Here is a 14,078-nt window from a genome sequence, read left to right as displayed (position 1 = left end):
GGGTGCATCGGGTTGTCCTGACACCGTCCGGGCTGGCGTTCAGTGTTGCCCCGGATGAAGATCTTCTCGCGGCGGCCGCCCGGGCAGGCATTGCCGTACCGGCAGCCTGCCGCAACGGAGTCTGTGAAATCTGCGAAGCCCGCCTGCTGGCCGGGCGCGTACTGAACACCCGAAACCAACAAACGATGACGGTCAACGAGCGGCTGATGATGTGCCGAAGCCTCGCCCTCGACGACCTGACACTGGAGATTAACGCCGTTATGGCAGCAGGAACCAATCAGCCACGTACGTATCAGGCCAAGGTGGTGGACGTTCGTTCCATCAGCCACGACGTTTACCGGGTGGAGCTGCAACTGCCGCGCCGTCGTGAGCTGTCGTTCCATGCCGGCCAGTACCTGTCGGTCAATCTGCCGGACGCCGAGCCCTGCTACTTCTCCATCGCCAGTAGCCCGGCTGAGGCCAGCATCGAACTGCATATCCAGGCCTCGCCGGACTGGGTGTCGGCGCAGAAAGTGATCGAAGCTCTGATGTCGGGCAACGATGTCACGGTTGAGTTGCCCCATGGCAAAGCCTGCCTGGCTTCCGCACCGCAAAAGCCGCTATTGCTGGTGGCGGCAGGCACCGGCTTCGCCCAGATGAAGAGTCTGGTGGACTACCTGCGAACCACCGGTTACCAGCACCCCGTCAAACTCTTCTGGGGGGTGCGGCGCCATGAGGATATGTACCTGCGGTCGCTGGCGGAGGAGTGGCACAAGGACTGGTCGCCCTTGACGTTTCTGCCGGTGGTCGGCGATGACGAGGACAACGACTGGGCCGGTCACCACGACCAGCTGGTGCGGGCCGTGCTGGCGTCTGGCATGGACTGGAAGCACGTGGAAGTGCATGCCAGCGGGTCACCGACCATGGTGTATACGCTAATGGATGCCCTGATTGAAGCTGGCTTGCCAGAGGCGGCGTTTTTCTCCGATGTACTGGAATACGCGCCCAGGAGCTGATGCTCAGGCTTTCGGCATCGGCAGATCCGGCAGTTCGCTGTCACTCATCAGGCCCTGCATCAGCAGTTTCACGCTGGTGCCGCTTTCGCCCATGTGCGCGTTCAGCCGGCTCAGTTCAGCCAGTGTTTCACGACTGCGGCGCAGGCGCAGGCTGGTCTCGAAGTACTCCCTGGCCTTGCCCCAAAGCTCGTTTCTCAGGCTCAGCCGACCCAGTGCCAAGAGTAGCTCGGCGTTGTTGGGTCGGTCCTTCAGCCACTGTTCCGCCATCAATAGTTGCTCATCCGGTTTGTGGCCCTCAATGCGCCCATACAGGTTGATCAACTCATCACTCCAGTGATTACGCAGCACTTTGCGCAACAACGTTTCGGATTGGGCTTCGTCGCCCAGGGCCGCAAGCAGGCGGGCGTATTCGCGAATGGTGCGCTCATCCCGGCGTAACACGCCTGGCAGCTCATCCCACAGGCGCGTCAGCGGCTCAAGCGAAGCGGAACCGCTGCCGGTTTGCCGACGGCAATCCTCGGCGGCCCGTTGCAGCAGGTTCTGCCAAACGGTGCGCTCCAGATTCTCCAGTTCATCCGCGGTCAGCAGGTTGCGCTTGCGCATTTCCGGCAGCAGTTTCGACAGCTCACGCCAGTCTTCCAGCCGCAGGTAGGTGTTTTTCAGCAACTTCAGCACAAAAGGATGGTGTGGAGCCTGCTTGCGCAGGCGCACCAGCGTGGCCAGCGCCTGTTCCAGCCGGTTGCCGGCCAGTTGCAACTGGGCCTGGGTAATGCCGACTGCCATGTCGGAGCCCGGCGTGCTCTCGAAGGCCAGGCGCAACAGCCGGTCCACCGCGTCGTGATCACCCGACTCGAACGCCGCTTGTGCCGCCGCCAGGTAATTGATGAGCGGAGTGTCGGCATGGCTTGCCGATGAGGTCAGCAGCTTGCGTGCGCGGGGCCAGTTGCCCTCTGCCAGGGCAAGCAGACCCTGGGTGGTGCGGCGACGGGCACGGCGCTCGTTGCCGCGGCGAACCCAGGTGGTGACCAGGCCAGTGCCATGGCGCATGCGCCGCAGCAGGTTGACGCTCACCACTGACACCACCACCACGGCCAGCAGCAGGGCAAGGCCGACCCAGAAGTTGGTCTCAATCAGGTAATGGCCAAGGCTGATGCGAATGTAGCCAAGGTCGTACTCGAGGCCGAGTGACAGGCCGACACCGATCAGCAGGGCGACGAGAATGATCAGCAGCAGGCGGATCATGAATCAGTCTCCCCGCCGTTGGCTGCACTGTTGCCGGTGTCAGCGGGGTTGGCCGCCTCCTGACGACCTTCGAGGCGCGCCTTCAGCAATTCCAGTGAGCGACTGATGTCGGGCAGGTTCGGGTCAATGTTGCGGTCCTGAAGTTCATCCAGGGTCTGGGTCAGTGCTGCAACCTGGGGGTTGGTGTTGTCGTACCAGTCGTCGATGGCGTTGCCGGCTTTCGTCAGCGCACGCTGAAATAATTCCTGATGGGCGCGAAGTACCGCCATTTCCGCTTCCTCCAGCATCAGCTGCAGGTTGAGGCGGGCGTAAGCGCTCTGGTCCGGTGACAGCAGCGGTTTGACCGGTTCATCAAGCCGGCGCACCACAATAACGTTCGCCAACGTGCTCTTTACCTGTGACCAGCCCTGGCTCAGCACGCCGGGCTCCCCGTCGGCTTCGTCGCCGAGGGCCTCGTCGGCACGGGTAACGAATCCGGGCGCCCGCTCATGCACCAGGGCGTCGTCAGTCAGCCGGTTCACGCTGTCGATGGCGGCTTCGAGGGTCAGGTAGAGGCCGGTGCGGTCCACATCAGCGATGCCCTTCAGTGCCAGAATCTCTTTGGCCAGCTGCTGGCGTACCGGGAACACGCCAATGTCGTCCGATTCATTGAGTACGTCATCGCCGGCTTCCAGGGCCGCCAGGGCGCCGCGGATGTCTTTCTCGATCAACAGCCGCTGATTGGCCACTCGCAGCAGGTATTCCGCTTCAGCGAGAAGCCAGTCGGTGCGGCTGCGATTGCCGGCTTCCAGCAGTTGGCGGGCGTTGTGATCGATCTGGCGTTGCTGGGTGGCAATCAGTTCACGCTGGTCTGCCAGCTTATTCTCCAGTGCCCGGATGCGCTCGCTTTGCTCGTTGCCACTGTCGCCGTACAACCGGTCAAGCCGGGACACGTCGCCGCGGGTATCGCCGAGGGTCTGCTGCAGGGCTTGCTGATTGTTCCACTGTTGCCAGTTCCACAGCGCCAGTGCCATAACCAGGGCTATGGCAATCAGGCTGATGACCCACACTGGCCAGAGCTTCTGGCGACCAGGCTGGTCTTTGGCGATGGTGGCGGGCAGTTGCGTGTTTGATTCAGTCACGGGCATCCTTACTTGGTGGTGCCGGCGCTACCGGTCCGGCGGTCGAGCTCCCGGGCGACAGTCTGCACAATATCGGCGTCGGCAAGGCTCTCTGGAATACAGGTATGTGTCAGCCCTGCCTGATGGGCCTGTTCAGCAACCCGGTTGGCAGGGACCACAAGTAACGTTTTATCAGGATTATGGCCACTATTCTTACTCAGTGCGATGAAATTGTTCAATGTTTCCCCCGAGAGGGTGACGACGACCTCCGGCAGAAAGCATAGCAGAGCCTCGTCTATCACGGTTTTGTCGTGGCGGGGCTGGTGGCGCCGGTAAAGCGGCAGCAACGTGACATCGGCGCCCCGCTCCGTCAGCGTCTGGAGGATCAGTTCGCGGCCTTCCTCGCCGCGGACCAACAGCACTTTTTCATGGCGGAAGTGTTGCAGAGAGGGCATGGCCAGCAGGGCTTCGCTGGTCCAGCCACTGGTGGGTTTGCGAGGGCGCAGGCCATGGCGGGCAAGAGCGGCGGCGGTTCCGCTGCCGACGCCGTACCACTGAATGCCGCTGGGCCATTGCGGCCACCAGTTGTCTGCAAGGGCCAAAAACAGGGAGGCCGCGTAAGGGCTCACCGCGATGACGTGGGAATACAGATCGAGGTTCTGGATCAGCGTGCGGATTTCCGGAGTTTCCGGCAGAGGTTCCCGGGCGATCAACGGAAGCACCCGCACCTCGGCCCCGGCGTCACGAAAGCCGTTCGCCAGGCGCGAGGCCTCGGGTTCCGGCCGGCATATGAGAATGCGACGGCCGGCCAGGTTGCGGCAATCAGGTCGGGGTGTGGCCATAGATCTCTGCCAGCACCTTGTCGGCTCCCATGGCCAGCAGGTCTTCTGCCAACTCGCGGCCCAGACGTTCACCTTCCGCTCTTGGCGCCCGCCCCTCCACCCGGAAGATCTGGGTGCCATCCACCGCGCCCACAAGGCCTCTCAGCCAGACGGTGTTGCTGTCTTCCAGCAGCGCGTAGGCGGCAATCGGTACCTGGCAGCCGCCCTGCAGGCGGCGGTTGAGTGCGCGCTCGGCCTTGACCCGGTCGGAGGTGTCCGGGTGGTTCAGCGGCGCCAGCATGGCCTGCAGTTCACCGTCGTCGAGACGGCATTCAATACCCAGGGCACCCTGGCCAACGGCCGGCAGCGACAGCGAATCCGGCAGGCAGTAGCGGATGCGGTCGTGGAAGCCGAGGCGTTTCAGGCCGGAGCTGGCCAGCACGATGGCGTCGTAGTCGCCGGCGTCCAGCTTTGCCAGACGGGTGTTGACGTTGCCGCGCAGCACACGAATCTGCAGATCCGGGCGATAGGCCCGCAGCTGGGATTCGCGGCGCAGGCTGGCGGTGCCCACCACCGCGCCCTGGGGCAGGGCGTCAACCGTGTCGTGGTTGTTGCTGACAAACGCATCCGTCGGGTCTTCCCGTTCGCAGATGGCGACCAGCCCGAGACCTTCGGGGAATTCCATCGGCACGTCTTTCATGGAGTGCACCGCCAGATCCGCGCGCCCATCAATCATGGCTTCTTCCAGCTCTTTGACAAACAGGCCCTTGCCACCGATTTTGGCGAGGGGAACGTCGAGGATCTTATCGCCCTGGGTTTTGATTTTCACCAGTTCCACGATGACGTTGTCGTGAAGCCGTTCCAGCTCGGATTTGATGAATTCCGCCTGCCACAGTGCCAGGGCACTGCTGCGGGTTGCGATACGAAGGGTGCGTTTTGACATGGGGTGCCTTGCCAGTGAGAAAAAGTGTTCGCCAAGGTTACCTTGGCGAGGCGAAAAAGTCCCGTGAGCACCGTTGCAGGCTGTCCGCAAGGAGGCTGTGGTGATCAGCCCGGCTGGTGTTCCTGCAGCCATTGCTTGACGGCGCCGGTGTGGCGGCGGCTGACTGGCAGCTCGCCGCGGCCGTCGCGCAGTATGACGGCGCTATGACCGTTGGCGTCTCGGGACAGCGCCCGGATGAACGCCACCCCGACCAGGGTATGGCGATGGATGCGCAGCAGCGCCTCGGGGTGACTGCTCTCCAGTTCTTTTAGGGTGTAGTCCGACACGGTCTCACCACGGGTGTGGTGAATGGTGACGTACTTCTGGTCAGCTTCGCAGTAGAGGATTGCCCCGATGTCGATCAGCTCGGTGCCGCGGTGGGATTTGATCGCCAATTGCCCGCCGGCGTCGGCGCCGCGGCTGCTCAGTGCCTGTTGCTGCACCCGGTTGACCTGACCGGTGCGCTCGAGAGCCTCGGCCAGCGCCTCCCGGCGTACGGGCTTGAGCAGATACGCCGCCGCGCGAACCTCGAAGGCCTTGATGGCGTAGTGGTCGTAGGCGGTGCAGAAGATCACGGCGGGTGGATTGTCGAGCTCGCTGATCGCGGCGGCGACGTCCATGCCATCCATACCGGGCATGCGGATGTCCAGCAGAACGATGTCAGGGCCCAGCTCCGCCACCTGTCTCAGAGCGCTGCCGCCGTCCGCGGCCTCGCCACACACGCGGTAGCCGGGAATGTCGTCGATCAGCCGGCGGATGCGATCCCGCGCCAGGGGCTCGTCATCGGCAATCAGTACATTTTTTGGTGGCAGGTTTACGTGTGTCATGGGTGTCAGTCACTGGTGTTCGGGCGGTGCTCTGCACGCGGGGCCGCGTTCTGATCGGCGGTCCGGCGTGGCAGCCTGAGGGTAACAGTGTACACGTCGTTCTGGTGGCTGTGCTTCAGCACCGCCTGCTCGCCAAACAGCGCCAGCAGCCGCGACTGGATGTTGGCCAGCGCCATGCGGTTGCCGTCGTGATGGCTGTTGCCGGCGTCCGGGCGAGGGTTCTGCACCATCACGTACACAAACTGGCCACGGCGGGACGCGTCGAGTTTTACCGTGCCACCTTCGGGCCGGGGCTGGATGCCGTGATAGATGGCGTTCTCCAGCAAGGGTTGCAGGGTCAGTGGCGGAATTGCCTGCTTGTCGAGATCCGGCGCAATGTGCCACTCCAGAGTGAGCCGCTCGCCGAGACGCAGAGCTTCAATGTCCAGGTAGCGCCGGCACAGGTCCAGCTCGTCTTTCAGGGGAATCAGGCGGTCGCCGCTGCGCAGACTGGCGCGGAACAGCTCCGACAGATCCAGTACCGCATCCTCGGCCCGCTCGGGATTGACCGCGATCAGGCTGGCGATGGTGTTCATGCTGTTGAACAGGAAGTGGGGGTGGATGCGTGCCTGCAAGGCGGTCAGCCGCGCCTGCATTTCTGCCTCCCGCTGTTGTTGCCACTGGTGCTGGAGATAGAAATAGCGCAGCACCATCAGCGCAATCAGCAGCGCCAGCAACAGTTTCTTGGCAATGGCCTGCCAGTCGATCATCCCTGGCTGGGAGTGCAGCACATTGTCGGCAAACAGGCTGAAGGCCAGCACGTCGAGCAATACGATGGTGAGCATGGCGAGGGTGGCACGGCTAGTGGTCAGCCGCGCCAGCCGGCTGCGCAGCAGGCAGATCAGAGCGGCACTGGTGAGCACTGTCCACTGCACGAACAGCGACAGCAGGCCGAAATAGTTCCAGTCGATCCAGCCGCCTTCCGCCTGCACAATGGACAGCACCAGCACCATCAGTTCGCTGGTGATCAGCAGCAGAAATACCGAACGCACCCGGCACAGATCCGGAACGTAGAAATCGCTGGTTTTCGGTGCTGCTGCCATTACATCCTGATCCTGAACCGGGAGCACAACAGGACGCGCGGCAATGCTATAATCCCGCGATCATCCATTTACTCACTCCCGCAAAATAATGCCGGGCTGTCAGCAGGAAAGATAGACCATGACGGATCAGAAAAAGCCTGACCAGAGCACAACCCCTGAAAAACCCTCGGAGAAACCCTGGGGTGGTCGCTTCAGCGAGCCGACCGATGCCTTTGTGGAACGCTTCACCGCGTCCGTTGGTTTCGACCAGCGCCTTTACCACCATGACATCACCGGCTCCATCGCCCACGCCACCATGCTGGCGGAGGTGGGTGTACTGACGTCCGACGAGCGAGACAGCATCCTCGAAGGTCTGAAGGCGGTCAAGGCTGACATCGAAGCGGGTACCTTCGAATGGTCCGTCAGCCTGGAAGATGTGCACATGAACATCGAGGCGCGGCTGACCGACCGCATCGGCATTACTGGCAAGAAACTCCACACCGGCCGCAGCCGTAATGATCAGGTGGCCACCGATATCCGTCTCTACTTGCGGGACGAAATTGACGTCATTGCCGAAGAGCTCACACGGCTGCAAGCCGGCCTGCTGAATCTGGCCGAGCGCGAAGCCGACACCATCATGCCGGGCTTCACCCACCTGCAAACAGCGCAGCCGGTCACTTTTGGCCACCACTTGCTGGCCTGGTACGAGATGCTGGTGCGCGACGCCGAGCGCCTGCAGGATTGCCGCAAGCGGGTCAATGTGATGCCGCTGGGCGCCGCGGCACTGGCGGGCACCACCTACCCCATTGACCGCGCCATGACCGCCCGATTGCTGGGCTTTGACCGGCCCACCGAGAATTCGCTGGATTCGGTCAGTGACCGGGACTTTGCCATCGAATTCTGCAGCTTTGCTGCGCTGCTGATGACGCACCTGTCCCGCTTCAGCGAGGAGCTGGTGTTGTGGACATCGGCCCAGTTCGACTTTATCGATTTGCCGGACCGTTTCTGCACCGGCTCATCCATCATGCCCCAGAAGAAGAATCCGGATGTACCGGAACTGGTGCGCGGCAAGACCGGTCGGGTCAATGGCCACCTGATCTGCCTGTTGACCCTGATGAAGAGCCAGCCACTGGCCTACAACAAGGACAACCAGGAAGACAAGGAACCGTTGTTCGACACTGTGGACACCATCAAGGGCTGTCTCAAGGCCTACGCCGACATGATTCCGGCGATTCGCGCCAAGGCCGACAACATGCGGGTGGCGGCCAAGCGCGGCTTCTCCACAGCGACCGACCTGGCGGACTATCTGGTCAAGAAGGGTGTGGCCTTCCGCGACGCCCATGAGATTGTCGGCAAGGCCGTCGCATTCGGGGTGGCAGAGCACCGCGATCTGTCTGACATGACTCTGGAAGAGCTGTCGCGTTTCTCAGACGTCATTGGCGGGGATGTGTTCGACGTGCTGACCCTGGAAGGTTCCGTGCAGGCGCGGGATCATCTTGGCGGTACCGCACCGAATCAGGTCCGTGCCGCCGTGGCAAGGGCTCGCCAGCAGCTCTGATCCGGGGTTGCAAGGAATCGGCGGCCTAGCCGCCGATTCGCCCGGTGCTCAGATCCACCGCCGCCGGCTTCAGCTCGTTCAGCGGGCGCGGCCGGTACAGGCGGAATCCCTGTCCGTAGTGAATCCCCAAGGTGCGCACTTTGCGCAAGGTGTCGTCGCTTTCGATAAACGTGGCTACCGTGGTCTTGCCGGAGGCTTCGGCAATCTTGTGCAGCGCTTCCACCATTACCTGCTGCACCGGGTCGTCACGGAGATGCTGCATCATTTTCCGGTCCAGTTTGATGATGTCCACCGGCAGCTTCGCCGCGAGGCTGTAACTTTCCACGGACGCACCGGCGCCGTCCAGCGCGACCCGGCAGCCGATCCGGTGCAGGGCGTCGCACAGCACCGCGACGTCGTCCGGGTACTGGGTGGCGTGGGACTCCCGAATCTCCAGGCAGAAACATTCCGGAGCGAAGGGTGAATCGGCCAGCGCGGACTCCATGAAATCCGCGAAGGTGTCATCCAGCACGCTGGCCAGCGACAGGTTGAAACCACAGTATTTCAGCCGGGGCTCCAGCAGACGCTGGCTGTTCAGCCACTGCAGCGTCTGGCGGATGACCTGGCGATCCAGTAATTTGGCCAGATCAAAACGCTCGGCAACAGGTAGAAACTCGCCGGGCTGCAGGCAAGGCTGCTCCGGGGTCTCGCCGGGAATCCGTGACAGAATCTCGATGTGGTCGCCCCAGGTGACACTGGCGACCGGGCGCAGCGCCTGGTATTCCAGAATCAGCCGGTCGTTGTCCAGCGCATCACGGATCTGCTCGGCGAGTTTCCCGGCACCTCCGTCCCCGGCCCGGTGAGACAGGGCGTGCGCGGCGTGAATGCGGTTGCGCCCCGATGTCTTGGCGGTATGGCACAGGTCCGCGGCCTGCCCGAGCAGTTGCTCCGGATCGTCGGGAAGGTCATCGGTCAGCATCAGCAGGCCGCCGCTGGCGGTGGTTTGCAGCTGCTTGCCCTGCCAGTCAAAGACGAAACCGCTGATCAGCTCCAGGATGTTGTCGGCAATTTTGCGGGCCTTGACCTCGGGGCAGTTTTCGATGAGCAGCGCGAAGGTATCACCGGACAATCGTGCCAGGGCATCGCGCTGGCGCACGCGAACCCCGAGGTTGCTGGCCAGTTCGCGAAGGTAACGATCGCAGGGGCCACTGCCGGCGTGTTCGTTGATGCTGTTGAAATCATCCAGGTCGAGATACAGCAGGCTGTCGGTGCTGTCTTTACGACGGGCCTGCTCCATCAGCCGCCCGAGCCGGTGAATGAAGGCCTTGCGGTTCATCAGCCCGGTCACTGGATCATGGCGTATCCGATACTCGTTGTTGGCGGCGGTGTTGACCCGGGCACTGATGTCCCTGCCCACGTAGATTGCGCCGGTGACCTCCCCCTGAGGGTTGGTGAGGCGTTGATAGTGGAACTCGTACACCGGCAGCTCTCGGTTTTGCTGGGCCAGCGGCATTTCCACCACAAAGCTGTCGCGCTCGAACGCCCGGTTCCACAGCCGCTCGATCAGCCGGCGCTCGTTGGGGAAATCCTGCAGCATGTCGATCAGGTTGGCGGTGGCGCGGGGGAGCAGACCGAAGGTGTGGGTAAACTGGCGGGCAAAGGCCTGGTTAAAATGCAGCAGGTTGAGCTGTCGGTCCACCGCCACCACCAGATCGTTGGTGGCATTCGTGGTCGCACTGAGGAGCGTCCGCGCCTGCCGCTGGCCTTCTTCCCGCGTCATCTCGGCTGTGTGATCCACCAGAGTGCCGCCCAGTCTGCAGACACGGCCGTTTTCTTTCAGGGCGCGACCGTTGAGGCGGACCCGCCTCCGCTCCTGCTTCGCGGTCTGCAGGTCGAGCATGACCGAAAAGGGCTGGCCGGTGTGGATGCAACGGCGGAACAGTGCCCGTACCCGGTTCTGGCCGGTCTGACAGTAGAACAGCGCCTGTTCGGGTGTGATCTCCGTGCCCGCCCGCAGTTCCAGCAGGGCGTAGAGACCCTCGGTCCAGCTCAGCTGGTTGGTTCGGACGTCAAGTTCCCAGAGTCCGAAGCCGGCGGAGGATTCCGCCAGGCGGACCAACTGGTGGTCAATGGGGGAGTGGTCCCGCAGTGTAATGTAGGCATTGGCGGCCTGATCGGAATCCCGCATCGTCATGCGCAGGCTGAGACAGGCTGTGAAAAAGAAGCCTTCCTTATGTCGGAAGGTGATCATCACCGGTTCGCCGCTTTCGATGCGATGGCGATTGGCGGGCGCAAAGGGGTCGTCCTGGCGCGCGGCAATAATGCTGTGAACCGGCCGGCCTTCAAGCTCGCTGGCGTCAAAGCCCAGCACCGCATCGGCGTGGATGTCCGCGAAGGTGATGATGCCCTCGTCATTGATGCGGATCAGCGTGCGGCGATCCGCGGGTCCGGAAGTATCGGACCGATAGCGACGGATAAAGAATTCTTTCACGACGGGGAAGCCTCAGCCAGTGTCTCGCCGGGAGTGTAAAGCAGTCCCGCTTTTATTTTTTTGCCGGTTTTGCCACGATGCGTCCATCATACTGATAATACCATCGGAAAGAACCTCTCCCGCGGAGCTACCTTGACCAGTCACAGTCTGCCTATTGCCCTGGATTTCGACGAGGGTATTGATCGAAAGACGCTGCGCCGGTTGCGGGATCGATTTCTGATGGTCAACGAACAACGCTGGCAGCGAACCCATTCCGCCCTGACGTATCGGCAGCAGGTGGTTCTGGAGGTTCTGCCGCTGGTTTTCCATCTCAATCATCCCTCATTGCCGGGCTACCTTGATCGGGATTGTCCCTACGGCCTGACCCGCTACCAGCCGTCCGAGCCGACGCTGAACGCGGCCAAGCGGCTGGCTCGCACCTTTTCGGTCAAGGACGAGGGGCGTCGCCGGCCGGATATCGACGCTCTGTTTCTGATGGGCAGTCCGGGCACTCTGGGGCACTCCGTCGCCAGCGATCTGGACGTCTGGCTCTGTCACCGGGCGGACCTCTCCGGGCGGGGCGTGCGCTGCCTTGAGCGCAAAGCCGAACGGCTGGCAGCCTGGGCGGCCAGTCTTGGTGTCGAGTTGCATGTGTTCGTGTTTTCCGCCGCAGACTGGCGAGAGGGGCGGCAGCGGGCCGAGGTTACCGGGGAAAACTGCGGCAGCGCCCAGCACTATCTGCTGCTGGACGAGTTCTACCGCACCAGCATCCATCTCGGTGGCCGCGTGCCCCTGTGGTGGCTGATACCGGCCAGCAAGGAAGCGCAGTACGATGAATGTGCACGGCAGCTGATTGAATGCCGCTTCATCAAGGGGGATGAGTACATTGATTTTGGCGCGGTGCCGTCGATTCCCCAGGCAGAGTTTCTTGGCGCGGGTGTGTGGCAGCTTTACAAGGGCATCGATGCGCCCTGGAAATCGATTCTCAAGCTGCTGCTGATCGAGTGTTACGCCCGCGATACGGATCAGCCGCTGCTGTCCAGTGTCTTCAAGGCCTCAATCTATGGTGGCGAGACCCGCGCCGACCGGCTCGACCCCTACGTGCTGCTGTACGACCGCCTCGAGCGCTGGCTGCTGGCGCAGAATGCCCCGGAGCGGCTCGAGCTGGTGCGGCGCAGCCTGTATCTGAAGTCGGGGCTGCCGTTATCCCGGAAGGAATCGGTGGTCGGCAGCTGGCGGGCCGGGTTGCTTCAGCAGCTGGTGGTCTCCTGGGACTGGCAAGCGACGGAGTTGCGCAATCTGGACAACCGCCAGCAGTGGCGGGCGGAAGAAGTGATGACGCTGCGCCGCACCATCGTCGCAGAACTGACCCACAGCTACCGTTTGTTGTCGCGACTGGCGCGGGAACATGGCGGCGAGGCCGCCATCAGCGCCACCGACATGCATCTGCTGGGGCGCAAGCTTTACGCCGCCTTCCAGCGTAAGGCCGGCAAAATCGAACAGATCAACCCCGGACTGGCGCCGTCACTGGCGGAGGAGAACCTGGCGTTTCATCACCAGTCCGAACAGGGTGGTTCACCGGGCCAGAATGGCTGGCTGTTGTACCGCGACCTTGAGGATCCGTCGGATGCGTTCTGGCAGCCGGTGATCCGCCGCAGTGGCAACCTCAGTGAGTTGATGGTGTGGTGTTACTGCAACGGCTTGTTGAACCGCGCCACCCGTCTGAACGTTCGGGCCGGCACCAGCACGGCCTCGGTGTCTGAATTGCGTGAGATGCTGGATGCGCTGTGCCAGTTTGTGCCGTTTCCGGTCGCGCCGGCCAGTCGCGAGGCGTTGTCCCTTGGGGTGAAGCCCTTGCGCAACCTGCTGTTCGTCAATGTCGGTGTCGACCCTCAGGCGCACCTCACTGACCGCGGCCTGCACAAACTCAGCGCCCGCCACGATTCCCTGGGCTTCAGTGGTGGCCGTGACAACCTGGTATCGACCATTGATCAGGTCACCCTCAACAGCTGGCATGAGGTGAGCCTGCAACATTACGCCGCCGGGGATACCCTGATCCAGTGCCTCAAGAACATCCTGGCAGCGGTGGTAGCGGCGCCGGCCAGCCTGCCGGAAATTCTGGTTCACAGTCATAACAAGGGACACGGCACCGCGATCGCGCGGCGGGTGCAGGAGCTGTTTGTGGATGTCCTGCGGCACTACTTCGCCGGCGGCCTCGGCCCCCACCCTCTGCGTTACGTGATCGAAATGGACCGGCGTTATTTCGTGCTCCAGTTTCACGGCAACGAGCCCGGTTTCGTTGCGCTGGACAGCGCCGGAGCCCTGATGGAGCAACTGGCGCGTCCGCAGGAACAGTATGTTCCCGTGGTGTTCGATCGCGGCGCATTACTGGACAATCTGCTGCTGCGCACCGTCTGCCATGCCAGTGAGCCGGCCAACGTGCAGGTGTTCTATCGGGTGGCCGGGGAGGTTGCCACGGTGTGGGTGGTGGACGAACTCGGAGCGGTGGTCAGCTGGGAGCAGCCATTCACCAATCGTCGTTACCTGCTGGTGCCGTTGTTGCGTTTCCTTGACAATCTGGTGGAGCGGCGCCAGTTGCGACAGCTGCACAGCGTGGCCGGGATGGCCGGCATCCAGTGTTATGAGCTGGTGCGTCGTGATGGCGACTGGAAAGCCGAGCGTCGTTTTGATGAAGACACCAGCGTTACCCTGCCGGGGCTGGAAGTGCAGGCTGTTGGTGTGCAGGAGGGGGATAGCCACCTGCGCTTTGATATCTTCTGCGGTGATCAGGAGTTCACCGTGCAGGAATACGGCGATCAGCTGATCCCGGCGGTGGCGCACTATATCCGCTCCGCGCGTCAGCCCGGAGAACATTACCCGGTGTACCTGACCGACGTGCATCTGCCCCATGACCTGGATCCGCAGGTCTACCAGCAGGATATCCAGACCACACAGTACCTCTACTACCGCGCTGCCCTGGAAGAATCGCTCAATCGTCAGTTATTGGGGTGAGGTGTGCCCTCCCAGCCTCGCCCGCCGGCCG

At 62.6% G+C, this 14,078-nt stretch carries 10 protein-coding genes; 3 read left to right on the top strand and 7 right to left on the bottom strand.

The window, feature by feature from the left end; translation table 11 throughout:
- Window positions 1–2: 2 nt before the first annotated feature.
- A complete protein-coding gene (locus tag R0125_RS09955) occupies window positions 3–995 on the top strand; it encodes a 2Fe-2S iron-sulfur cluster-binding protein (protein ID WP_248185214.1) in 993 nt (330 codons plus the stop codon).
- 3 nt (window positions 996–998) lie between these two features.
- On the opposite strand, the gene R0125_RS09950 is transcribed toward R0125_RS09955, so the two are convergent.
- The 6 genes from R0125_RS09950 to R0125_RS09925 all read right to left on the bottom strand — a co-directional run bounded on the left by R0125_RS09950 (window position 999) and on the right by R0125_RS09925 (window position 7,049).
- The gene (locus tag R0125_RS09950; RefSeq protein WP_248185211.1) at window positions 999–2,237 is read right to left on the bottom strand and encodes a heme biosynthesis protein HemY; all 1,239 of its coding nucleotides are present in this window, start codon (window positions 2,235–2,237) and stop codon (window positions 999–1,001) included.
- Complete coding sequence (locus R0125_RS09945; RefSeq protein WP_248185210.1) at window positions 2,234–3,364, bottom strand: uroporphyrinogen-III C-methyltransferase; 1,131 nt, start codon at window positions 3,362–3,364, stop codon at window positions 2,234–2,236. Before R0125_RS09945 ends, R0125_RS09950 begins: the two co-directional genes overlap by 4 nt.
- A gap of 2 nt (window positions 3,365–3,366) precedes the next feature.
- On the bottom strand, window positions 3,367–4,179 hold the full coding sequence (locus tag R0125_RS09940; RefSeq protein WP_317238042.1) for a uroporphyrinogen-III synthase: 813 nt from the start codon (window positions 4,177–4,179) through the stop codon (window positions 3,367–3,369).
- Window positions 4,160–5,101 (bottom strand): hydroxymethylbilane synthase, encoded by a 942-nt coding sequence (gene hemC, locus R0125_RS09935; protein ID WP_248185206.1) that lies wholly within the window; start codon window positions 5,099–5,101, stop codon window positions 4,160–4,162. The genes R0125_RS09940 and hemC overlap by 20 nt, the downstream gene beginning before the upstream one ends.
- Before the next feature lie 104 nt (window positions 5,102–5,205).
- Window positions 5,206–5,967: a LytTR family DNA-binding domain-containing protein gene (locus tag R0125_RS09930; RefSeq protein WP_317238041.1), complete on the bottom strand. Its 762-nt coding sequence runs from the start codon at window positions 5,965–5,967 to the stop codon at window positions 5,206–5,208.
- 5 nt (window positions 5,968–5,972) lie between these two features.
- Window positions 5,973–7,049 carry a sensor histidine kinase gene (locus R0125_RS09925; RefSeq protein ID WP_317238040.1) on the bottom strand — a complete coding sequence of 359 codons (1,077 nt, stop codon included), beginning with the start codon at window positions 7,047–7,049 and terminating at the stop codon, window positions 5,973–5,975.
- Window positions 7,050–7,167: 118 nt separating this feature from the next.
- Between R0125_RS09925 and argH the strand changes: the two genes are divergently transcribed.
- Window positions 7,168–8,586, top strand: coding sequence for an argininosuccinate lyase (gene argH / locus R0125_RS09920; RefSeq protein ID WP_317238039.1), 1,419 nt, complete (start codon window positions 7,168–7,170; stop codon window positions 8,584–8,586).
- Window positions 8,587–8,611: 25 nt separating this feature from the next.
- Here the strand turns inward: argH and R0125_RS09915 are convergent, their stop codons facing one another.
- The gene (locus R0125_RS09915; RefSeq protein WP_317238038.1) at window positions 8,612–11,056 is read right to left on the bottom strand and encodes an EAL domain-containing protein; all 2,445 of its coding nucleotides are present in this window, start codon (window positions 11,054–11,056) and stop codon (window positions 8,612–8,614) included.
- 132 nt (window positions 11,057–11,188) lie between these two features.
- On the opposite strand from R0125_RS09915, the gene R0125_RS09910 reads away from it, so the two are divergent.
- Window positions 11,189–14,047, top strand: a complete 2,859-nt coding sequence (locus R0125_RS09910; RefSeq protein WP_317238037.1) for a class I adenylate cyclase — start codon at window positions 11,189–11,191, stop codon at window positions 14,045–14,047.
- Window positions 14,048–14,078: the final 31 nt, after the last annotated feature.

The organism is Marinobacter sp. M-5, assembly GCF_032911545.1.
Lineage (GTDB): Bacteria > Pseudomonadota > Gammaproteobacteria > Pseudomonadales > Oleiphilaceae > Marinobacter > Marinobacter goseongensis.
The sequence above is the reverse complement of the archived record's forward strand: the minus strand, read 5'-3'. Positions and strand labels throughout refer to the sequence as shown.